This is a genomic window from Streptomyces platensis, assembly GCF_008704855.1.
In the GTDB taxonomy this organism is placed as follows: Bacteria; Actinomycetota; Actinomycetes; order Streptomycetales; family Streptomycetaceae; genus Streptomyces; species Streptomyces platensis.
The window spans coordinates 6,575,876-6,596,703 of the sequence record NZ_CP023691.1 but is presented as its reverse complement, the minus strand read 5'-3'; the positions used below and the strand labels follow the sequence as shown (position 1 = coordinate 6,596,703).

14 protein-coding genes and 3 rRNA genes are annotated in these 20,828 nt (G+C 65.7%); 4 read left to right on the top strand and 13 right to left on the bottom strand.

What is annotated here, in order from left to right:
- Positions 1–20: 20 nt before the first annotated feature.
- Both CP981_RS29200 and CP981_RS29195 read left to right on the top strand, forming a co-directional pair.
- A complete protein-coding gene (locus CP981_RS29200) occupies positions 21–260 on the top strand; it encodes a hypothetical protein (protein ID WP_085926085.1) in 240 nt (79 codons plus the stop codon).
- A 352-nt stretch (positions 261–612) separates the two neighbouring features.
- The gene (locus CP981_RS29195) at positions 613–1,428 is read left to right on the top strand and encodes a S1 family peptidase (RefSeq protein ID WP_244329823.1); all 816 of its coding nucleotides are present in this window, start codon (positions 613–615) and stop codon (positions 1,426–1,428) included.
- A 386-nt stretch (positions 1,429–1,814) separates the two neighbouring features.
- Here the strand turns inward: CP981_RS29195 and CP981_RS29190 are convergent, their stop codons facing one another.
- The 3 genes from CP981_RS29190 to CP981_RS29180 form a co-directional block, all read right to left on the bottom strand.
- A complete protein-coding gene (locus CP981_RS29190; RefSeq protein ID WP_085926084.1) occupies positions 1,815–2,198 on the bottom strand; it encodes a hypothetical protein in 384 nt (127 codons plus the stop codon).
- 71 nt (positions 2,199–2,269) lie between these two features.
- A complete protein-coding gene (locus CP981_RS29185; protein ID WP_085926083.1) occupies positions 2,270–2,869 on the bottom strand; it encodes a hypothetical protein in 600 nt (199 codons plus the stop codon).
- A 179-nt stretch (positions 2,870–3,048) separates the two neighbouring features.
- Entirely contained in the window at positions 3,049–3,363 is a 315-nt protein-coding gene (locus tag CP981_RS29180) for a hypothetical protein (RefSeq protein ID WP_167536163.1), read from the bottom strand.
- A 66-nt stretch (positions 3,364–3,429) separates the two neighbouring features.
- Here CP981_RS29180 and CP981_RS29175 point away from each other — a divergent pair, with 66 nt between their 5' ends.
- Positions 3,430–3,765, top strand: a complete 336-nt coding sequence (locus tag CP981_RS29175; protein WP_143658944.1) for a hypothetical protein — start codon at positions 3,430–3,432, stop codon at positions 3,763–3,765.
- Between the two features lie 624 nt (positions 3,766–4,389).
- On the opposite strand, the gene CP981_RS29170 is transcribed toward CP981_RS29175, so the two are convergent.
- From CP981_RS29170 to CP981_RS29150, 5 genes are all read right to left on the bottom strand, one after another.
- On the bottom strand, positions 4,390–6,948 hold the full coding sequence (locus CP981_RS29170; RefSeq protein ID WP_085926081.1) for an ABC transporter permease: 2,559 nt from the start codon (positions 6,946–6,948) through the stop codon (positions 4,390–4,392).
- Between the two features lie 69 nt (positions 6,949–7,017).
- Complete coding sequence (locus CP981_RS29165) at positions 7,018–7,800, bottom strand: ABC transporter ATP-binding protein (protein WP_085926080.1); 783 nt, start codon at positions 7,798–7,800, stop codon at positions 7,018–7,020.
- Between the two features lie 245 nt (positions 7,801–8,045).
- Entirely contained in the window at positions 8,046–9,329 is a 1,284-nt protein-coding gene (locus CP981_RS29160) for a sensor histidine kinase (protein ID WP_085926138.1), read from the bottom strand.
- Positions 9,330–9,340: 11 nt separating this feature from the next.
- The gene (gene cseB / locus CP981_RS29155; protein ID WP_085926079.1) at positions 9,341–10,030 is read right to left on the bottom strand and encodes a two-component system response regulator CseB; all 690 of its coding nucleotides are present in this window, start codon (positions 10,028–10,030) and stop codon (positions 9,341–9,343) included.
- Positions 10,031–10,314: 284 nt separating this feature from the next.
- Positions 10,315–11,013 (bottom strand): DUF4232 domain-containing protein, encoded by a 699-nt coding sequence (locus CP981_RS29150; protein WP_085926078.1) that lies wholly within the window; start codon positions 11,011–11,013, stop codon positions 10,315–10,317.
- 391 nt (positions 11,014–11,404) lie between these two features.
- Here CP981_RS29150 and CP981_RS29140 point away from each other — a divergent pair, with 391 nt between their 5' ends.
- Entirely contained in the window at positions 11,405–12,124 is a 720-nt protein-coding gene (locus tag CP981_RS29140) for a dienelactone hydrolase family protein (protein WP_085926076.1), read from the top strand.
- Positions 12,125–12,134: 10 nt separating this feature from the next.
- Here CP981_RS29140 and CP981_RS39265 read toward each other — a convergent pair whose 3' ends face one another.
- The 5 genes from CP981_RS39265 to CP981_RS29115 all read right to left on the bottom strand — a co-directional run bounded on the left by CP981_RS39265 (position 12,135) and on the right by CP981_RS29115 (position 20,810).
- Positions 12,135–12,260: a hypothetical protein gene (locus CP981_RS39265; protein WP_280117041.1), complete on the bottom strand. Its 126-nt coding sequence runs from the start codon at positions 12,258–12,260 to the stop codon at positions 12,135–12,137.
- Positions 12,261–12,358: 98 nt separating this feature from the next.
- A 5S ribosomal RNA gene (gene rrf, locus CP981_RS29135) occupies positions 12,359–12,475 on the bottom strand.
- Positions 12,476–12,565: 90 nt separating this feature from the next.
- Positions 12,566–15,688, bottom strand: a 23S ribosomal RNA gene (locus CP981_RS29130).
- 304 nt (positions 15,689–15,992) lie between these two features.
- A 16S ribosomal RNA gene (locus CP981_RS29125) occupies positions 15,993–17,521 on the bottom strand.
- Together the 16S, 23S and 5S rRNA genes form the textbook arrangement of a ribosomal RNA operon.
- Positions 17,522–18,680: 1,159 nt before the next feature.
- Positions 18,681–20,810: a UvrD-helicase domain-containing protein gene (locus CP981_RS29115; protein WP_085928274.1), complete on the bottom strand. Its 2,130-nt coding sequence runs from the start codon at positions 20,808–20,810 to the stop codon at positions 18,681–18,683.
- Between the last annotated feature and the right edge of the window lie 18 nt (positions 20,811–20,828).

Below are 20,828 nucleotides of genomic sequence, written 5' to 3'. Positions count from 1 at the left end.
TCCAGGAAGGGGAGAACGGGATGGACATCAACTGGGGCACACTCGCCGGGGTCTTCGCCATCAGCCTGGGGGTCACCGCCGTGGTGGTCGTGATGTTCTCCCTGGGCCTGGCCGCCTGGGCCCGCGCCGGCCACGGGGAGCCCACCTCCCACCCGCCCGGAGTCCGACACCAGAAGGCGGCAACAGCCATCGCCCTGCTCTGCTTCGCCTCCTGCCTCGCGGTCGCGGCCTACGGGATCGGCCTGATCGTTACGGGGTGACGCGGGCCGGGCCTGGGACTGCCGGGGGATGGGACGCGTCGGGGGAGGCGAGCCCCGCGGCGGGTCTTCTACCGCGTTTCCGCAGACCGCAAGGGCGCCAGTACCGTCGGCAAGCCGTCCGAGGGCTGGTCCCGTATGGCGCCCAGTAGGGGGTTCGCAGCTCCCGGCGTTGCTCGCTTCTGAAGCGGTCGTCGAGGCAAAGGCTCTCTTGGAGCGGTTGCCTCCAGGGGGCTACCCCTACGATGCTCCGGCCGCTGCCTGGACCGTGTTCGGGCCTGCTGCCCGGATGGCCCCGGTGGATCGTGGACGCGCACGCTGAACACGTCCGGATCTCCGAGGGAAGGAACTCTCCGTGCCCAGTGTGAAGTCGGTGCGTCGCCGCGCGGCGCGCACCGCTGCCGTCGGCGCTCTCGCCGTCGCGGCCTGCGCCACCCTGATGACCGGCAGCGCCGGAGCGATCGTCAACGGGACCGATTCCACCGAGCGCTACCCGTTCATGGCGACGATCCCGGAGTCAGCCCCGGATCAGGGGCTGTACGACGGTACTTGCGGGGCGTCGCTGATCGATCCGCAGTGGGTACTGACGGCGGCTCACTGCGTGCAGGGCGACGGCCTTGAGCTCGACGGCACCGTCCGGATCGGCAGCCGGCACCGGAAGTCCGGGGGCACCGTCCGGGCCATCGAGCGGACCATCGTCCACCCCGGCTATGTGAACGGCGACGGGAAGGCCGCGAACAAGGCTGACATCGCGCTGGTCCGCCTCGACCGCCCGGTAGCCGAGAAGCCCATCCGTATCGCGGACCGCGCCGGACCGCCAGGCACCCCGACCCTGATCCTGGGTTTCGGCACCACCCTCGACACCGAGCTGAAGTTCGCCGAGCGGTTGCAGCAGCTCAATGCCCGCACGGCTGCCGCCGCCGAGTGCGCCCCCAACTACGCGGACCGGACCCGGCTGTGCACGACCAGCCGCGTACCCAAGGCCATGGCGTGCTTCGGGGACTCCGGCGGACCACAACTCCAGAAGGACAGCCACGGGCGTTGGGAACTGCTGGGAGCCACATCGGGCCCCGGAACCCCCGGCGTCGTCTGCTCCGCCGGCCCCGGCCTCTACACCAACGTGCCCACCTACACGGACTGGATCCACAAGACCATCAAGCGCAACACCTGATCAGTGACAGCCGCCGGCCGTACGGGGGCCGTCGCTGATGCGGCGGCCCGGAGAGAACCCGGGCGACGGGCTCACGCCGGGGCTCCTTCTGCCGCTCGGCTGAGCACGTGGGCGAGGGGGAAGGCGCCAGGCGGGGGCGGCCTGAAGCGTGAAGGGCGCCTCGCCACGGCCGACTTCGACACCACCATGGCGCGCGCTCCCCCTCCGCCGCCCACGGTCCGGCCCCACCCCTCATCCCCCACGCCGCGACAGCAAAGGCCGACCAGTTTGAGGCAACGCACGCTTCCTCGAGTACCAGGGGCAAAGGGGCACACCCAGAGGGCCAAGAGGGTCTGGGCGGCCGTATTGCGGGCCGCAGCGCACCTCAGGAGGAGCGCTCGGTGCCGTCAGCCGCGGTGGCGGGGCGGTGCTGCGCCGGGGCGACCGGCGGTCTCGCGTTCCGCTCTGATTTCCCGGCGCTGTTCGTCCAGGTACTGGGAGCTTTCGCGTTCCGCTGCAAGGCGTTCGCTCTCCGACATCGCATCCCAGCGCTGCTGGAAGGTTTCGAAGCGAACTTCGAGGGACTCGCTCCGGGGCAGGCCGTCGATGGCTTCACGGATGCCACGCCGACCCGACATGACGTCCCTGGCCATCGCGGCCAACGGATCGCGGCCATCCCCTCGCGCAAGATTCTTCAGCATTTTCCGCAGCATACGGGCCCTGGCCTCATCCTTGGCCAGCCCCATGAATTCGGCGTCGCCGACTTCACGCTCATTTTGGCTTGACTGCATTCTTCCCCGATTTCCCTGTCTCGATTTTCGGTGTCACCCGGAGGTGCTTGCACTGCCACCAGGGCAAAGCGTCAGACCACCGGACTGTCGTATGCTTTACCGGGCAAGGGGAATTTGATCGCCTTGTTCTCGATAGAGGAACTGATGCCGCTGACGAGCGCCACCGATCCATTGATTGCGGTCTGGAGTTCACTGATGACCGTGGTCAGCTTGGACCACATGTTGATCATGGCGATGACCTCTCCGGCGATCGCACCCGCGGCGATCGCCGGACCGAACAAAGTGAAACTCGTCGAGGCGCCAGCCAGCGCAGTCAGTCCGACGATCGCCGCAGTATCCAGAATCCCCTGGAGCAGGTCGCCGCACGCCTCAGCGGCATTCCAGACCGCTTCCGTGGTCTTCTCGTAGTTCTCCTTCAGATCAACGAAGGAGTCCTTCATTTCTGCGATGTCCTTCGAGAGCGTCTCGAAGTAGATGTACGCGGCGTCTGCGGCGTTGCCATTCCAGGACTTATCCAGTGCTGTATTTCCGGCCTTGATGTTCTCCGCGAGGTCCTCGCAGAAGTCACCCATCGCCTTCCACGCCTTAGCGCACTGCGCATACTCTGCCCAGTCGCCAGCGATCAGCTTCTTCGCCTCGTCAACCGGGTTGAATTCAAAGGCGATCTCCACCCCTTGCTGATCACCCAGGAAGGACTCAACACATCGCCGAAGGACAGGAGGTCCTTAACCACCCCACCTTCCGGCTCCTCCTTGTCGTCATCCACTTTTGGCGCCACCAGACGACTGGTTGGTTTTGCTACGTCCGCAAATCCCATGTCAATCTCCTCCCGAGCCGAGCCTGTTCCGGATTAACGCTTGGAAGCCGGGTAGGTGGCATCCATTTTGGTAGCTTCGCCTCGGTCAGTAGAGTCGTAATGCTTTGCAGAGCTAAGCAGTTCGGCAGATGATGCGCCGAGAATCTTGTGCAGAACCTTGAGGGTGTTTTGCACGCGGTTCACCACATCCTCGTGGCCGCCACTCCACAGCTGAGCCACCGTGGAGATGGGGCCGACATCCGAGGCGAGCATCTCGCATGACTTCTTTACATAATCCCGTGATTCCTCGACGTCATCCGCGGCTCGCTTCACCTGCTTTCCGAAACCGGTCAGATCGTCTGGATCCACCGAAAAGCTCACCCTGCCCCCATTCGTAACTTTGACGCGCCTGTTGCGCGCTGATACCGTACTCTAGTGAAAATTTTCAGCGATGACGGCAGCAATCTTCCATCGCTTGAACTTGGCGGTGAGACAAGCGACCCCACTGACCAATACATCCAGCGTCAGGTGCGGGGCTGGGCACTGCTCCCCCTCTTTTTCGCGATCCTCCTCCCCTGGCTCTGGGTGTACTTCGCGTTCACTTATGACCTCCGGAAGGACCTCCCCTTCCTCGCCCTCGTGGTGACGCACGCCGGGCTGGCGCTCATCTGGATTGGACGCCGCAGCTCACGCCGACTGCTCACCTGGGCGGGCGTTGGCTGCTATCCACTCGCTGTCGCCCTGTGTCTGCTGTTGCAGAACGTTCTCTAGCGGTCTGCGGCACAGCTCCCTCTCCGCCGTCCCGGGCCCTGGCCACCCAGCCGTCCAGGGGGGATCAAGTCCTTCCTAGCAGGCACTCAGGGCGGTCAACCCCGGGGACGACGAGTGCCGTGGGCAATGCATGTCGCCAGCACCACGGGAACGCGGGATCGAAAGAGCCCTTCAAGTCCACAAGGCGCGGCCGAGCGCAGCACGCTCCCCCTATTGCAGCCGTTGCAGCCTCATAGTGACTGCTAGGCACTTCCTGAGAGTGACTCACAAAGGCGCAATAGGGGGCAGAGTGGCCAGGGTTCGGCCGTGCCGGGGTCGCCAGGCGCCGTCCCCGAGCGCCGTCTCCGGGTGACGCGTTCACCCGGCCGGTCTCCGTGCGCGAGTTCGAAGGCCGCGGCCGCGCGGACGGTGCATCGCCCGCAAACCCATCGAATCCAGCGAACGGCCCGGACGCCGAAGGCGGGTCATCGACGCACCGTCTCCTGACTGACCGAAGGCCACAGACCCACCACAGCTACCAGCCCCACCCCCGGACCCACCTGGCCTTTCCCGGCCTCGCCGCCCCCTCCCCCGCTACAAGCAACTCAACCCGCCACCACACAGACCCCCGCCCAAGGCCCTGCGTTACACCTCCGCGACGGCCTCCAACGGGCTCAGGGCGGCGGCCCGGTGGGCCGGGATGGTGGCGGCCAGGGCGCCGATCGTGAGGGAGAGCAGGCACACGAGGAGCAGCGTTCCCCAGGGGAGTGCGAGGGAGTACTGGGGCATCGCGCCGTTGGCCAGTGAGCCGACTGCCCAAGCGCCGAACAGGCCGCCCGTCAGGCCGAGGAGTGTGCCGAACGCGGCGACGGTCACCGCCTCCAGGCGGATCATCCGCCGGATGCCGGAGCGGTCCATGCCGAGGGCGCGCAGGGCGCCGATCTCCCGGGTGCGTTCGGCGACCGATATGGCCAGGGTGTTCATGATGCCGAGCGCGGCGATGACGATGCCGATGGCGAGCATCCCGTACATCAGGGTCAGCAGGTTGCCCATGGCGCCGGCGGCCTCGTGGACGAACTGCTCGCGGTCCTGCACCTTCAGCAGCGGGCTGTTGCCCACGGCGGTGCGCAGCCGGTCCTCGGTGGTCTTCGAGACCGCGCCGCCGTCGGTGCGGACGAGGATGCGCTGGACGGAGCCGGGCAGGTAGCTGTCGTGCGCGACCTCGGTACGGGCGCCGAGCGCGTCGTGGGCGACGGGGTTGTCCTTGTAGACGCCCACGACGGTGTACTTCCTGGACTCCTGGTTCCGGCCGAGGGCGGCGTTGAGGTGGCCGCCCGTGGTCACGCCGTTTGCCCGGGCGAGGGTGCTGGAGACGGCGATCCGGCCCGGCCCGAGATCCTTGGCGGAGCCGCTGACGAAGTCGAGCTTCATGACGTCGTCCACGGTGTGGGGGTCGACACCGGAGATCTCCCGGACACCGCCGCCGGTGAACAGGGTGGAGTCCGTGACGGCGCTCGCGGTCCGCACCCCGGAGGTGTCGGCCACCCGCCGTACGGCGGCCGGGTCGACACCGGTCATGGGCGGGGAGCTGATCACGTAGTCGGCGCCGAGGCCGGCCGCGGCCTGGCGGTCGAGGGCCTGCCCGGTGGAGTTGCCGATGACGGCGAGGCCGGCGACCAGTGCGGTGCTGATCAGCAGGGTGGCGGCGGTGGCGGCGGTGCGCCTGGGGTCGCGGAGCGCGTTCTGCTGTGCGAGGTGGCCGGTGATGCCGAAGCGGCTGGTCAGCCGTCCGGTCAGCCGGATCATCGGGGAGGCGAGGAGCGGTGCGAGGACGATCAGGGCGGCGACGAGGAGGGCGCAGCCGAACATCGCGTTCTGGAGGTTCTTCTCCGAGGCGTCCTTCGCCCCCGAGAGCGACACCAGCACACCGGCGCCGAGGACGAGGAGAGCAAGGCCCGCCACGCCGCGGATCCGGGACCGCTTGGCGGAGGGCGGTTGGTCCGTCGTGCGCATCGCCTCGACGGGCGCGACCTTCGCGGCCCTGCGGGACGGCAGCCACGCGGCGAGCACGGTGACGCCCACGCCCACGCCGAGCGCCGCCACGACCGGGCGCGGGCCGATCACCAGAGGGCCTTGGGGCAGCGTGTTCCCGTCGGTGCTCAGGATGCCGGGCAGCACCGCGGCGATGCCGAGGCCGAGCAGGAAGCCGGCCGCCGAGGCGACGAGGCCGACCACAAGGGCCTCCAGGAGCACGGAGCGGGACACCTGGCGGCGCGTGGCGCCGATCGCCCGCAGCAGCGCGATCTCACGGGTACGCCGCGACACGAGCATGGTGAAGGTGTTGATGATGAGGAAGGAGCCGATGAACAGCGAGACCCCGGCGAAGACCAGCGGCAGCTTCTCGTAGCCCCGGGTCAGGGTGTCGACGTAGAGGGCCTGTTGGGCGGCCTGGGCAGCGCCGGTGGTGGCCTCGGCCCGGTCGGCCGGGAGCATGCCGGCGACCCGGCGGGAGAGCGCGGACTGGTCGGTGCCGGGGGCGGCGGACAGATCGATCCCGGTGTAGTGGCCCGGGGACGCGAACAGCTTCTGGGCGGTCGCCTTGTCGAACAGGGCGAGGGTGCCGCCGGCGGTCACCCGGGTGTCCTCGGTGGTGACGATGCCGACGAGCCGCTTGGTCATGACGGGGCCGTCGGTGGCCAGCGTGATCGTGTCGCCGAGGCGGAAGTGGCCGGCGGCGGCGGTGCCACGGTCCACGGCGAGTTCGCCGCTGTGCGTCGGGGCACGGCCCTCGGCCAGCGGGTAGCGGCTGTCCTTGCCGTCCTTGCCCGGTACGTAGCCGGCGGCCGGATTGGCCCCCGGATCGACCCGCAGCGGGGTGCCGTCCGCCGTGTTCAGGGCGGCCGAACCGTCGGCCGACGGGCGCACGGCGGCGACACCGGGTACGGCGGCCAGTTTCCGTGCGAGCGCGTCGTCGAGCGCGCTGGTCTGCTGGTGTGCGGCGGCCCCCGGTGGGGGTTCTTTCGCGGTCACGCTGACCGCGATGTCGGCGAAGCTCTTCGACGCGGCGGCGCGGTGGGCCTCGGCGGAGGAGTCCGCGAAGACCAGGGTGCCGCTGACGAACGCGACGCCCAGGCAGACGGCAAGGAGAGTCATGATCTGGCGGGCCTTGTGCGCCAGGAGGTTGCGCAGGGCTGTTTTCAGCATGGGGAGCTTTCGAGGCGTGGGCTCGGCGGAGGCGAGCGGGCGGCGGGTTCGGTCCTGGGCGAGGCGGGTTCAGCTGGGGTGTGAGACAGCGCCCAGGCTCTTCATCAGGCCCAGGACCCGGTCCGGGGTGACGTGTGTCATCTCGTCGACCAGGCGGCCGTCGGAGAGGAAGACGACGCGGTCGGCGTAGCCGGCGGCGACCGGGTCGTGGGTGACCATGACCACGGTCTGGCCCAGCTCGCGCACCGACTCGCGCAGGAAGCCGAGGACTTCGGCCCCGGCGCGGGAGTCGAGGTTTCCGGTGGGCTCGTCGCCGAAGATGATCGCGGGGCGGGAGGCCAGGGCGCGGGCGACCGCGACGCGCTGCTGCTGCCCGCCGGACAGCTGCGCGGGCCGGTGACCGAGGCGCTGGGAGAGTCCGACCATGGCGACCACGCGGTCCAGCCACTGCTGGTCGGGGCGGCGTCCGGCGATGGTCAGCGGCAGCGTGATGTTCTCCAGCGCGGTCAGCGTCGGCAGCAGGTTGAACGCCTGAAAGATGAAGCCGATCCGGTCGCGGCGCAGCGCGGTGAGCTGCCGGTCACCCAGCGTGCTCAGTTCGGTGGTGCCGACGCGCACGGAGCCGGAGCTGGGCGAGTCGAGCCCGGCGGCGCAGTGCATCAGCGTGGACTTGCCGCAGCCGGAAGGACCCATGATCGCGGTGAACTCACCCTCCCGGAAGTCGATGCTGACATGGTCCAGGGCTACGACACGGGTGTCGCCGCTGCCGTAGACCTTCGACAGGTCGAAGGTGGCGGCGGCGATCCCGGGCGCCCCGTGCTGCGCGCGCGAGGCGAGGGGGGTGGCGGACATGCGGGGACTCCTCTTCGGGTGCGGAAGGGTGCACTGCGAAGGGTGTCCGGGGAACGTATCGGGGCCTGAGCCACTGTGTATCGGCGACCGCGCTGCTTTGTAGCAGTTCTGTAGGGCGCGGGGAGCCTGGTGGCCGGGCGGGCAGACGCGTCCGTGGTGGCCGAGGTGGCGGGGGGCAGCCGCGTCCGTGCCAGGCGATCATGCCCGAAGCTGCGGGCCGCGCACAGGGCCTCCCGGCCCGGCCCCTATGCCGACGCGGCGGTTCCGCAGGAGCCGGAGGGTCGGAGCGGCAGGCGCAGGGTGGCGACGGCGCCGCCGTCCGAGGCGTTGTCCAGATGCAGCTCGGCGCCGAGGAGCCGGGCCTGGCCCAGGGCGATGGTCAGGCCCAGGCCGTGGCCCGTGCCGCGCTCCGTCGCACCCGTCTGGAACCGGCGGGGCCCGTGGAGCAGCACGTCTGCCGGAAAGCCGGAGCCGTGGTCGCGCACGACGACCGTACGCCCCTCGACGGTGACCTCCACCGGGGGCCCGCCGTGCCGGTGGGCGTTGACGACGAGGTTGCTGACGATCCGCTCCAGGCGGCGCGGGTCGGTCTCCACGGTCCGATCGGCTTCCGTCCCGGCAACGGTGACCTCGGTGCGGAGACCGGTGCGTGCCACGGCCTCGGAGACGACGGGGCCGAGCGGCACCCGGGCAGGGACCGGCTGCTCGGCCCCCGCGTCCAGTCGGGAGATCTCCAGCAGGTCCTCCACCAGGCCGCGCAGATCCCGCACCCGGGCCCGCAGCAGATCCTCCGTCTCACCGGCCGGCAGCAGGTCGGCGGCGGCCAGCAGACCGCCGACGGGGGTGCGCAGCTCATGGGCCACGTCCGCGGTGAACTGCCGCTCGGTGCGTAGCAGTTGGCCGAGAGTGTCGGCCATATGATCGACGGTGGCGGCGATCTCGGCCACCTCGTCACGGCCCTTGGTGGGCCCGGTGCGGGCGTCCAGATCCCCGGCGGAGATCCGGCCTGCGGTCTCGGATACCCCCCGCAGCCTGCGGGCGAGCAACCCGGCCCCGTAGACCGCCAGCGGCACGGCCACCGCGAGCGCGAGCAGCGAGGCCACCACCATGGTCACGTCGAGTTGGCGCAGCGTATACAGCTCCGAACTCATGTTGACCTGCACCGCCAGCACCCGGCTGCCCGGGCCGTCGACCCGCTGGGCGGCCCAGACGCTGGGGCCCATATTCCCCTCGACGCGTCCGTCGTAAGCCGTATGCCGCTCGCCGTCGACGGGGTGCCGCAGCACGAGGGGCAGCTCGGCCGGATCCAGCTCGGCTCCGTTCGCGAGGGTTTTGGTACGCCGGTAGGTGTCCATGGCCGAGTACAGCCCGTTGAACGCCTGAGCTGCGGCCCGGTCGCGGATGTCCCGCGCGGTCCACAGATGCACCAGCACCCCCACCGTCGCCACGACCAGGCAGGCCGTGACCGCGGCCAGCGCGGCGATCTTCCAGCGCAGGGACGACAGGTCCGGCCGCAGCCGTCGGAACACCCGCACCGCCCTCAGCGCCTGAGCTTGTAGCCGAAGCCGCGGACCGTCTCGATCCGTTCCCGCCCCAGCTTCCGGCGCAGCCGCTGCACACACAGATCCACCACCCGGCTGTCGCCGTCCCAGCCGTACTCCCAGACATTGCGCAGCAGGGTGTGCCGCTCCAGCACGACGCCCGGGTGAGCGGCGAACTCCAGCAGCAGCTTCAGCTCGGTCGGGGTCAGCGCCACCGTGCTCCCGGAGACGAACACCTCCATGCCGGCGGTGTCGATACGCAGGTCCCCGAACTCCAGCACCGCCCCCTCCGGCGGCCCCTCGTCCGCGGCCCGCCCAGGTCCCGGGGCGGGCGCGTAGGTCGCCCGCCGCAGCAGCGAGCGGATGCGCGCCACCAGCACGTACGTGTCCACGGGCTTGACCACGTAGTCGTCCGCCCCGGCCTCCAGACCGGCGACGACATCGAGCCCGTCGCCGCGCGCGGACATCATCAACACGGGCACCAAGCTGCTCTCCCGGACTCTGCGGCACAGCCCGATCCCGTCCAGACCGGGCAGCATCACGTCCAGGATCAGCAGGTCGAAGCTTTCTTCGCGGAAGAGCTCAAGGCCCGTAAGGCCGTCGGCCGCGGCCTTCACCTCATAGCCGTAACGCTCCAAGGCGACGGTGAAGGACCGTCGCATCAGGTCGTCATCCTCCACCAGCAACACACGGACAGGTCGCGAAGAGGCCCCGGCCGGGGCGGACGAGGACACGAGCGGCTACTCCTGTTCGGACGATTCAGGCGAGGCATCAGTCCCGTATGTACGCACGCTCAGCCCATGGACGCACGCGCAGCCGACGACCTGAAGGAAAGGGTAAGGCAGACACCGGGCCCGGCAACCGCGTCGCACAACGGACACGCATCGCCCCCACCGCATCCTTCCTCCACGAGCGCCCAGGCGTGTGCTGGCCGGGCGAGTCGCTTCACGACGCGTCACCGACCGGCGGGCCGTCAGAAGTCGTACGGCTTCTTGGTGCTCCAGTTCAGTACGTCGGCCTCGTTCCAGCTGAACTGCGGCTTCTCACCCTTGATGGCGACGGAATAAGAGGGGCCGTTGTGACCGTCCGCGCCGCGCAGCGCGAGGGCGAACGACTGCGCCGTGTGGTTCTTCGAGCCGTAGTCGAAGAGGTTCACCGCGCTGTATGCCGTGCCGCCGGGCTGGAGGGTGATGTGCTGGCCGCCGCCCGCGTTGTCCTTCTTCGAGTGCGGCAGTGCGGCACCGTCAACGCCGTCGCCGAGCTTCACGGCCGGGTACGAGGTGACCCAGCACGGCTTGGTGCCCTTGTTCGAGGCGGTGACCAGCAAGTGGTCGCCCTGCTGCCCGGCGAGCTGATGCACCGCGGTCAGCAGCATCTCGTCGCCACGGCACTGCTGGGCACCGGCCGTCGTGCCCTTGCCCGCGGCCCCGCCCGTCCCGCCCGAGGCGGTCGTCGAGCGTGCGCCCTCCTTGGTGTCACCGCCCGGGTTCGCCTGCTCCGCCCCGCCCTTGCCGCCCCCGTTGGACGCGGACTGACTCTGCGCGCTACCGGCGGCGTTGTCACCACCCGCCGCCTTCGAGTCAGCGTCGGCGCCGCCGCAGGCGGTCAGGCCCAGCGCCAGCGCGGCGGTGACGGCGGCCAGAGTGGCGGTACGAATCCGGGAAGTACGCATGATCGGGTTCCCCCTGTGTTTCGTGCGGGAGTTGTTTCGTAGGCCTTCCCGCGGTGTGAACACCACTCTTCCCTCCGCCACTGACGTTCCGTTAACGCCTCACTCACGTCCCGTAAACAGACCGGGAGGCGGAGTCCATCCGGATGTACGACGAGATCTCCCACCAGCTCGCCTCCGTCACCCACCGGCCCCCGCAGGGCGATCCGCCGCCTCCGCAGAAACCCGTTGGCAAGCCGCGGCGACCACTGCTAATTTCCCCAAGGCCGTGCGAGAGAACGAGGAGGTGTTACCCGTGAACGCAGTATCGACATGGGTGCTCCCCTCCGGGGTCACGGTCGGGCGATAGGTCGTCCGGGAGCGCCGTTCAAGAGCACTCCCGAAAGGCACGACCATGCAATTCACTTCCGAACGGCGCCTCGACGACGGCGTCCTCGAACGCGAATTCACCCTCGGCGAGATCCCCGGCACCCTGTGGACGCCTGGATCCGCACCGGCTCCGCTGATCCTGATGGCCCACAACAACGGCCTGCCCAAGGGGCAACCGCGGCTGGTGGCCCGGGCCCGGCACTCCGCGGCACACGGCTACGCGGTGGCCACCATCGACGCCGCCGGGTGCGGTGAACGGCCCCGTTCCGCCGCCGACGAGCAGGCCCGCGCCGACCTCCGCCGGGCGATGCAGGCCGGCGAGCCGGTCGACGAGATCTTCGAGTCCTTCATCGGCCCGCTGGTCGAAAAGGCGGTCCCGGAATGGCGGACCACCCTGGACGCCCTCCTTTCGCTGCCCGAAATCGGCGGCCCGGTCGGATACTCGGGGTGGACCGCCGTCGGCATTCGGCTGGCGGTGGTCGAGCCGCGCATCGCGGCCGCCGGTTTCTTCGCCGGGGGTTACGTGCCTCGCGCCCAGCGCGAGGAGGCCCGACAGGTCACCATTCCGCTGCTTTTCCTGCTCCAGTGGGACGACGAAGGGAACCCCCGGCAACGGGCCCTGGACCTGTTCGACGCCTTCGGCAGCAAGGAGAAAACGCTGCACGCCAATATGGGCGGACACGTCGGCACCCCGTGGTTCGAGGTGGAGGACGGGAACCGGTTCTTCGGCCGGCACCTGAAGTGAGGCCGGGCCGTCAGGCCGACACCAGACGGTAGGCGGTGCCGGCCAGGATGCCGCACATCGAGGACAGGTCCCGGCCCTCCTCGATGGCGGTGGCCGGCAGACGCCCAACCGCCCCGATCGCGGCGGTACCGGCCATCGGCGGCACCGGCCGGTCGGGGCGGTGGAAGGGGGAGAACGGACCCAGAACACAGAAAAGCCCCGCACCATACGGTGCGGGGCTTTCCCAGAAAAATTGTTCGGCGGCGTCCTACTCTCCCACAGGGTCCCCCCTGCAGTACCATCGGCGCTGAAAGGCTTAGCTTCCGGGTTCGGAATGTAACCGGGCGTTTCCCTAACGCAATGACCACCGAAACACTATGAAGATATCAACCCGGCATACTGCATTTAATTAAATACAGTCAGGTCGTTACTTCAGAACCTACACAGTGGACGCGAGCAACTGAGGACAAGCCCTCGGCCTATTAGTACCAGTCAACTCCACCCGTTACCGGGCTTCCATATCTGGCCTATCAACCCAGTCGTCTACTGGGAGCCTTAACCCCTCAAAGGGGGTGGGAGTACTCATCTCGAAGCAGGCTTCCCGCTTAGATGCTTTCAGCGGTTATCCTTTCCGAACGTAGCCAACCAGCCATGCCCTTGGCAGGACAACTGGCACACCAGAGGTTCGTCCGTCCCGGTCCTCTCGTACTAGGGACAGCCCTTCTCAATACTCCTACGCGCACAGCGGATAGGGACCGAACTGTCTCACGACGTTCTAAACCCAGCTCGCGTACCGCTTTAATGGGCGAACAGCCCAACCCTTGGGACCGACTCCAGCCCCAGGATGCGACGAGCCGACATCGAGGTGCCAAACCATCCCGTCGATATGGACTCTTGGGGAAGATCAGCCTGTTATCCCCGGGGTACCTTTTATCCGTTGAGCGACGGCGCTTCCACAAGCCACCGCCGGATCACTAGTCCCTACTTTCGTACCTGCTCGACCCGTCAGTCTCACAGTCAAGCTCCCTTGTGCACTTACACTCAACACCTGATTGCCAACCAGGCTGAGGGAACCTTTGGGCGCCTCCGTTACTCTTTAGGAGGCAACCGCCCCAGTTAAACTACCCACCAGACACTGTCCCTGATCCGGATCACGGACCCAGGTTAGACATCCAGCACGACCAGAGTGGTATTTCAACAATGACTCCACAACCACTGGCGTGGCCGCTTCAAAGTCTCCCACCTATCCTACACAAGCCGAACCGAACACCAATATCAAGCTATAGTAAAGGTCCCGGGGTCTTTCCGTCCTGCTGCGCGAAACGAGCATCTTTACTCGTAATGCAATTTCACCGGGCCTATGGTTGAGACAGTCGAGAAGTCGTTACGCCATTCGTGCAGGTCGGAACTTACCCGACAAGGAATTTCGCTACCTTAGGATGGTTATAGTTACCACCGCCGTTTACTGGCGCTTAAGTTCTCAGCTTCGCCACACCGAAATGTGACTAACCGGTCCCCTTAACGTTCCAGCACCGGGCAGGCGTCAGTCCGTATACATCGCCTTACGGCTTCGCACGGACCTGTGTTTTTAGTAAACAGTCGCTTCTCGCTGGTCTCTGCGGCCACCACCAGCTCAGAGTGCAAGACTCATCACCTGCAATGGCCCCCCTTCTCCCGAAGTTACGGGGGCATTTTGCCGAGTTCCTTAACCATAGTTCACCCGAACGCCTCGGTATTCTCTACCTGACCACCTGAGTCGGTTTAGGGTACGGGCCGCCATGAAACTCGCTAGAGGCTTTTCTCGACAGCATAGGATCATCCACTTCACCACAATCGGCTCGGCATCAGGTCTCAGGCTTCATGCTGTCCGGATTTACCTGGACAGCGCCCTACACCCTTACCCCGGGACAACCACCGCCCGGGCTGGACTACCTTCCTGCGTCACCCCATCGCTTACCTACTACCACCTTGGATCGGCGGCTCCACCACGTCCCTTTGTCCGAAGACTCCAGGCCGGCTTCACGGCCTTAGCATTAATGGATTCGATATTGGGCGTTTCAAAGCGGGTACCGGAATATCAACCGGTTGTCCATCGACTACGCCTGTCGGCCTCGCCTTAGGTCCCGACTTACCCTGGGCAGATCAGCTTGACCCAGGAACCCTTAGTCAATCGGCGCACACGTTTCCCACGTGTGTATCGCTACTCATGCCTGCATTCTCACTCGTGAACCGTCCACAACTCGTTTCCACGGCTGCTTCACCCGGCACACGACGCTCCCCTACCCATCACAGCCTCCGTTAGGAGTATTGCTGCAATGACATGACTTCGGCGGTGTGCTTGAGCCCCGCTACATTGTCGGCGCGGAATCACTTGACCAGTGAGCTATTACGCACTCTTTCAAGGATGGCTGCTTCTAAGCCAACCTCCTGGTTGTCTCTGCGACTCCACATCCTTTCCCACTTAGCACACGCTTAGGGGCCTTAGTCGATGCTCTGGGCTGTTTCCCTCTCGACCATGGAGCTTATCCCCCACAGTCTCACTGCCGCGCTCTCACTTACCGGCATTCGGAGTTTGGCTAAGGTCAGTAACCCGGTAGGGCCCATCGCCTATCCAGTGCTCTACCTCCGGCAAGAAACACACGACGCTGCACCTAAATGCATTTCGGGGAGAACCAGCTATCACGGAGTTTGATTGGCCTTTCACCCCTAACCACAGGTCATCCCCCAGGTTTTCAACCCTGGTGGGTTCGGTCCTCCACGAAGTCTTACCTCCGCTTCAACCTGCCCATGGCTAGATCACTCCGCTTCGGGTCTTGGGCACGCTACTCAACGCCCTATTCGGACTCGCTTTCGCTACGGCTTCCCCACACGGGTTAACCTCGCAACATACCGCAAACTCGCAGGCTCATTCTTCAAAAGGCACGCAGTCACGACGTTGAATCCGAAGACTCAACGCGACGCTCCCACGGCTTGTAGGCACACGGTTTCAGGTACTATTTCACTCCGCTCCCGCGGTACTTTTCACCATTCCCTCACGGTACTATCCGCTATCGGTCACCAGGGAATATTTAGGCTTAACGGGTGGTCCCGCCAGATTCACACGGGATTTCTCGGGCCCCGTGCTACTTGGGTGTCTCTCAAACGAGCCGCTAATGTTTCAGCTACGGGGGTCTTACCCTCTACGCCGGACCTTTCGCATGTCCTTCGCCTACATCAACGGTTTCTGACTCGTCTCACAGCCGGCAGACTGTGAAAGAGAGATCCCACAACCCCAACCACGCAACCCCTGCCGGGTATCACACGTGACTGGTTTGGCCTCATCCGGTTTCGCTCGCCACTACTCCCGGAATCACGGTTGTTTTCTCTTCCTGCGGGTACTGAGATGTTTCACTTCCCCGCGTTCCCTCCACACTGCCTATGTGTTCAGCAGCGGGTGACAGCCCATGACGACTGCCGGGTTTCCCCATTCGGACACCCCCGGATCAAAGCTTGGTTGACAGCTCCCCGGGGCCTATCGTGGCCTCCCACGTCCTTCATCGGTTCCTGGTGCCAAGGCATCCACCGTGCGCCCTTAAAAACTTGGCCACAGATGCTCGCGTCCACTGTGCAGTTCTCAAGCAACGACCAGCCACCCGTCACAACCCGCCGAAGCGGACCTTTACCGGGGCCGGCATCGCGAAGGTCCAGACTCAACGGTCCGTACCCTCAGATACCCAACAACGTGCCCGACCCACTTCACTCGTCCCCACGTTCCACGCCGAAGCAGTACTAGTGACAACCAATCAAGTGTGCCGAATAGTCAACGTTCCACCCATGAGCAACCAGCATCAGACATTCGCTGATGTACTGGCCTCTGACCAACCAGAGGTCGGTAAGAAGTGCTCCTTAGAAAGGAGGTGATCCAGCCGCACCTTCCGGTACGGCTACCTTGTTACGACTTCGTCCCAATCGCCAGTCCCACCTTCGACGATTCCCTCCCACAAGGGGTTGGGCCACCGGCTTCGGGTGTTACCGACTTTCGTGACGTGACGGGCGGTGTGTACAAGGCCCGGGAACGTATTCACCGCAGCAATGCTGATCTGCGATTACTAGCAACTCCGACTTCATGGGGTCGAGTTGCAGACCCCAATCCGAACTGAGACCGGCTTTTTGAGATTCGCTCCACCTCGCGGTATCGCAGCTCATTGTACCGGCCATTGTAGCACGTGTGCAGCCCAAGACATAAGGGGCATGATGACTTGACGTCGTCCCCACCTTCCTCCGAGTTGACCCCGGCAGTCTCCTGTGAGTCCCCATCACCCCGAAGGGCATGCTGGCAACACAGAACAAGGGTTGCGCTCGTTGCGGGACTTAACCCAACATCTCACGACACGAGCTGACGACAGCCATGCACCACCTGTACACCGACCACAAGGGGGCGCCTGTCTCCAGACGTTTCCGGTGTATGTCAAGCCTTGGTAAGGTTCTTCGCGTTGCGTCGAATTAAGCCACATGCTCCGCTGCTTGTGCGGGCCCCCGTCAATTCCTTTGAGTTTTAGCCTTGCGGCCGTACTCCCCAGGCGGGGAACTTAATGCGTTAGCTGCGGCACGGACGACGTGGAATGTCGCCCACACCTAGTTCCCAACGTTTACGGCGTGGACTACCAGGGTATCTAATCCTGTTCGCTCCCCACGCTTTCGCTCCTCAGCGTCAGTATCGGCCCAGAGATCCGCCTTCGCCACCGGTGTTCCTCCTGATATCTGCGCATTTCACCGCTACACCAGGAATTCCGATCTCCCCTACCGAACTCTAGCCTGCCCGTATCGAATGCAGACCCGGGGTTAAGCCCCGGGCTTTCACATCCGACGTGACAAGCCGCCTACGAGCTCTTTACGCCCAATAATTCCGGACAACGCTTGCGCCCTACGTATTACCGCGGCTGCTGGCACGTAGTTAGCCGGCGCTTCTTCTGCAGGTACCGTCACTCTCGCTTCTTCCCTGCTGAAAGAGGTTTACAACCCGAAGGCCGTCATCCCTCACGCGGCGTCGCTGCATCAGGCTTTCGCCCATTGTGCAATATTCCCCACTGCTGCCTCCCGTAGGAGTCTGGGCCGTGTCTCAGTCCCAGTGTGGCCGGTCGCCCTCTCAGGCCGGCTACCCGTCGTCGCCTTGGTAGGCCATCACCCCACCAACAAGCTGATAGGCCGCGGGCTCATCCTTCACCGCCGGAGCTTTCCACCACCAGACCATGCGGTCGGTAGTCGTATCCGGTATTAGACCCCGTTTCCAGGGCTTGTCCCAGAGTGAAGGGCAGATTGCCCACGTGTTACTCACCCGTTCGCCACTAATCCCCTCCCGAAAGAGGTTCATCGTTCGACTTGCATGTGTTAAGCACGCCGCCAGCGTTCGTCCTGAGCCAGGATCAAACTCTCCGTGAATGTTTACCCGTAATCGGGTGAAACACACACGAGAGCGGAACGACCAGACGGAATAGGTCCGGTCGTTCACAGCGTCCTCGCTGTGTGTGCCATCCGCACCACATGGGCGCCGATGGACTTTTCAAAGGAACCTCATCCTCCGGAAGTGTTTCCGGTGGACGGGGTATCAACATATCTGGCGTTGACTTTTGGCACGCTGTTGAGTTCTCAAGGAACGGACGCTTCCTTTGTGCCTGTCTCACCAGGCTCTCCGGGCGCTTCCCTTCGGTCTTGCGTTTCCGACTCTATCAGATCCTTGCGGGCCCGATTTTCGCCGGTGCGTTTCCGCCTTTCGGCTTCTTCGCGTTTCCAACCTTACCAGATCCGTTTCCGTCTCCGGCGCCCTGTTGGAGCGGGCCCGGCCGTTTGGCTTTCGCTTTGGGCCTTTCCGACTCTAGCAGATCCGATTTTCGGTCCGTTGCCGGTCCGAATTCGTTTCCGAATCCCCGTCGGAGGGGGTTACGCCGCGGTCCGGCAATTTGCGTTGCCGTGCCTTTCGGCGTGACCACTACTTTAGCGGAATTCCTCGTTGACGCATAATCACGTCGCGGTTCGAATTTCGGCATGCCGAAATCGTTCCCAGTGAGGGGCCGTGCAGTAGTGGTGCGCCGCGAAGCGGCGGGATGGCTGCCCCGGGCCTGTCGGCTCCGTGGCAACTCGAAGAACTTACACGATCCTATGGGTGCGGCACGACTTGGGGATACGTCCGCGGTGGTTCGAGCTATCCCGGACCGCTAGGTTGCCGGAACCCCTGGTCACTGAGGCACCTATAACCGGACGGCGGAACTACGTCGACCCACGCCTCGCGGCGCGCTTCACGGGGACGGCTGTTGGCGGCGCCCTGCCGGGTTTTCGCGAAGCCAGACCCCCGGGAAGCGGACCATCCACCGTGCGTGACCTGCAAATCAGCGATGGGACGAACCATCGGAGCGGGCGTCAGATGAGCGTCACGAGCCTCAAGACATCGCCTGTAACGCCCACACGTCAAATGAGCGTCAGCGGCCACGCGTGGCGCTCTGACCTCCGGCCCACCGCGACGTCAGAGTCCACAATCGGGCAGAGCCCCCCACAGACACAGATTGGTGGCCGAATCCGGCGCTGGTGCACGATGGCGCCCTGGCTACAGAACCGCTTCCAGAAGAAACCGACTCGGCCTGCCGGACCACGACACATAGAGCCCGTCCCGGGCCCTGGTGCAAGCCACGAACAACAGACAACGTTCCGCCAGCAGGTCGGTCTCGTGCTGCAGACGGTCGACGTCCGCCGGCGTCACCGCTTTGGGGAACGGCAGGGCTCCGTCGTGCACCCCGATGACAGCGACGCACCGGTATTCGAGACCCTTGAAGGCGTGCATGGTGCCGATATTGACGGCGTCTGCAGCGACCTCCGTGTCCCCACGCAGGCGGACGGCAGGGACACCGGCGGCCGTAAGAGCTTCGGCCGCCTGCTCACAGGTCTTGTTGAAACGAGCGCTCACACCGATGTCAGCGGACGGAATGCCGCTGTCCAGCCAGCTGCGCACCCTCGTGACCAGTGCATCCAGCTCTGCGCTCTGGGACTGAGCCGCATAGGTCTCCGGCCCTTGGCCGTGCAACGCCGAGCGGTAGCCAAGCAGCGTTTCATGACGGCTGTCGTCCGCCAGCTCCTCGAACGGGCGACCGTGAAGAAGAGCGGTGGACCAGCTGAGGATCTCGTGCGTGGAGCGGTAGTTCTTGCGCATCTTCGTCGAGCGGCCGGTGACTTTGATCCCGATGGTCTTCAGTGACACCTTCGTGTCATAGATGCGCTGGTGCGGGTCTCCTGCGATGAACAAGTCGTCGGGCCGGCCGGGGGCGGCGGCCCGCAACAGCCGCCATTGCGCGGGATGCAGGTCCTGGGCCTCGTCGACGACGATGTGCCGGTAGCGCGGGCCGGACCCGTCCAGCAGGTCCGCCGCCTCGGCACAGGTCCCGAGGTACGTGCGCAGACCGTCCGCGGCGAGGCGGCCGGTGAACTCCTCCACGGTGCGCCACAACAAGGGACGAACGCGGACGGGCAAGGCGCTCCCCCGCCCCTTCCGCTCGGCGGCCTCGTACTCCTCGCAGGTACGCAGGTTCTGCGCCAGGATGACGTGCTTGTACTCCTGGGCAAGGAACTGGGCGGTGCCGGTGAACCCGGTGGCGTGAGCGGCCTGCTCCCAACGGCCCTGCTCCTCGTCGCCGCGCAGTGGCCGGCGCGAGGTCGAGACGACACGGCCCGCGAACGCATCAACGGTCATGATGTCGACCCGGTCGCGCAGCGTCTCGTCCTCGACGAGGTCGGCGAGTCCGGAGCGAAGTGCGGCGACGAGCGCGTTGGTGTACGTGGTCAGCAGGATTCGGTCGCCGTCGCGCAGGTGTCGCAGCAGATGGCGTACGCGGTGCAACGCAACCACGGTTTTGCCGGTGCCGGGCCCTCCGGTGACCTGGGCCGGTCCGGAGTACGAGGCCCGGTACGCCACCTTCTGCTGGGAGGGGTGCAGGAAGACGCGCCAGGCGGCGAAGGGCTTGTCGAGGATGTCGCGGAGCTCGTCGGAGGCGCTGACGAGGGCGATCCGGGTACGGGAGCGTTGGATGGCGGTCTCGTAGTCGGTGGTATCGACCGGCTCGGCAGTCCGGTCGGCCAGGTTGACGGCGACCACGTCGCGCCACACGTCCTCCACGGTGAATCCGGCGGCCAGATACTCCAGTACCTCCCGCTGGTCCTGTGGGAAGAACGGCGCGAACACCTCCAGCTGCTCCGGCGTCGTCAGGACGCGGGCCTGGCGGAGAGTGGTGCCGTCGACCCCGAGTGCTGACAGGTCACCGTCGGAGAACTTGGCGAACAGTCGCTCCTCACGGGCGGGCGCGATGCGTTCGTAGGCCGGGGTGAGTTCGTCGAGCATGGCAATGTCGCGGATCTCGACGGCCTGAGTGACCGTGTTGATGCTCGCCTTCTGCTTGACCGCCCAGGCGATGGCCTTGTCGTGCGGCATCACCCTCAGCAGGACGTAGGTGTCCCCGCTTTCGGGAGCCAGGACGACACCACGGGTGCCCTGGTCGATGCGGATGGTTCGAATGTGAGGATCACGGGCCCGCTTGAGGGACTCCAGCTTCAACCCCGGGTCCTTGAACAACTGCTCCAGGGTGAGGTCTTGGAATTTCTCCCAGGCGTCGAAGACACCTTGTTTCACCGACCCCTGGAGCTTGCCGAGCTGAGCGCAGAAGGCGATGTCGAAGGCGAGTCGGGGCATGGCGAGCGGTTCTCCTCA

What these genes read in the sequence shown, in the direction of transcription:
- CP981_RS29200 (WP_085926085.1), top strand. Translation starts at nt 21, where the DNA reads ATGGACATCAACTGGGGCACACTCGCCGGGGTCTTCGCCATCAGCCTG.
- CP981_RS29190 (WP_085926084.1), bottom strand. Translation starts at nt 2,198, where the DNA reads ATGCAGTCAAGCCAAAATGAGCGTGAAGTCGGCGACGCCGAATTCATG.
- CP981_RS29150 (WP_085926078.1), bottom strand. Translation starts at nt 11,013, where the DNA reads ATGCGTACTTCCCGGATTCGTACCGCCACTCTGGCCGCCGTCACCGCC.
- CP981_RS29140 (WP_085926076.1), top strand. Translation starts at nt 11,405, where the DNA reads ATGCAATTCACTTCCGAACGGCGCCTCGACGACGGCGTCCTCGAACGC.
- CP981_RS39265 (WP_280117041.1), bottom strand. Translation starts at nt 12,260, where the DNA reads ATGGCCGGTACCGCCGCGATCGGGGCGGTTGGGCGTCTGCCGGCCACC.
- CP981_RS29115 (WP_085928274.1), bottom strand. Translation starts at nt 20,810, where the DNA reads ATGCCCCGACTCGCCTTCGACATCGCCTTCTGCGCTCAGCTCGGCAAG.
- CP981_RS29165 (WP_085926080.1), bottom strand. Translation starts at nt 7,800, where the DNA reads ATGTCCGCCACCCCCCTCGCCTCGCGCGCGCAGCACGGGGCGCCCGGG.
- CP981_RS29170 (WP_085926081.1), bottom strand. Translation starts at nt 6,948, where the DNA reads ATGCTGAAAACAGCCCTGCGCAACCTCCTGGCGCACAAGGCCCGCCAG.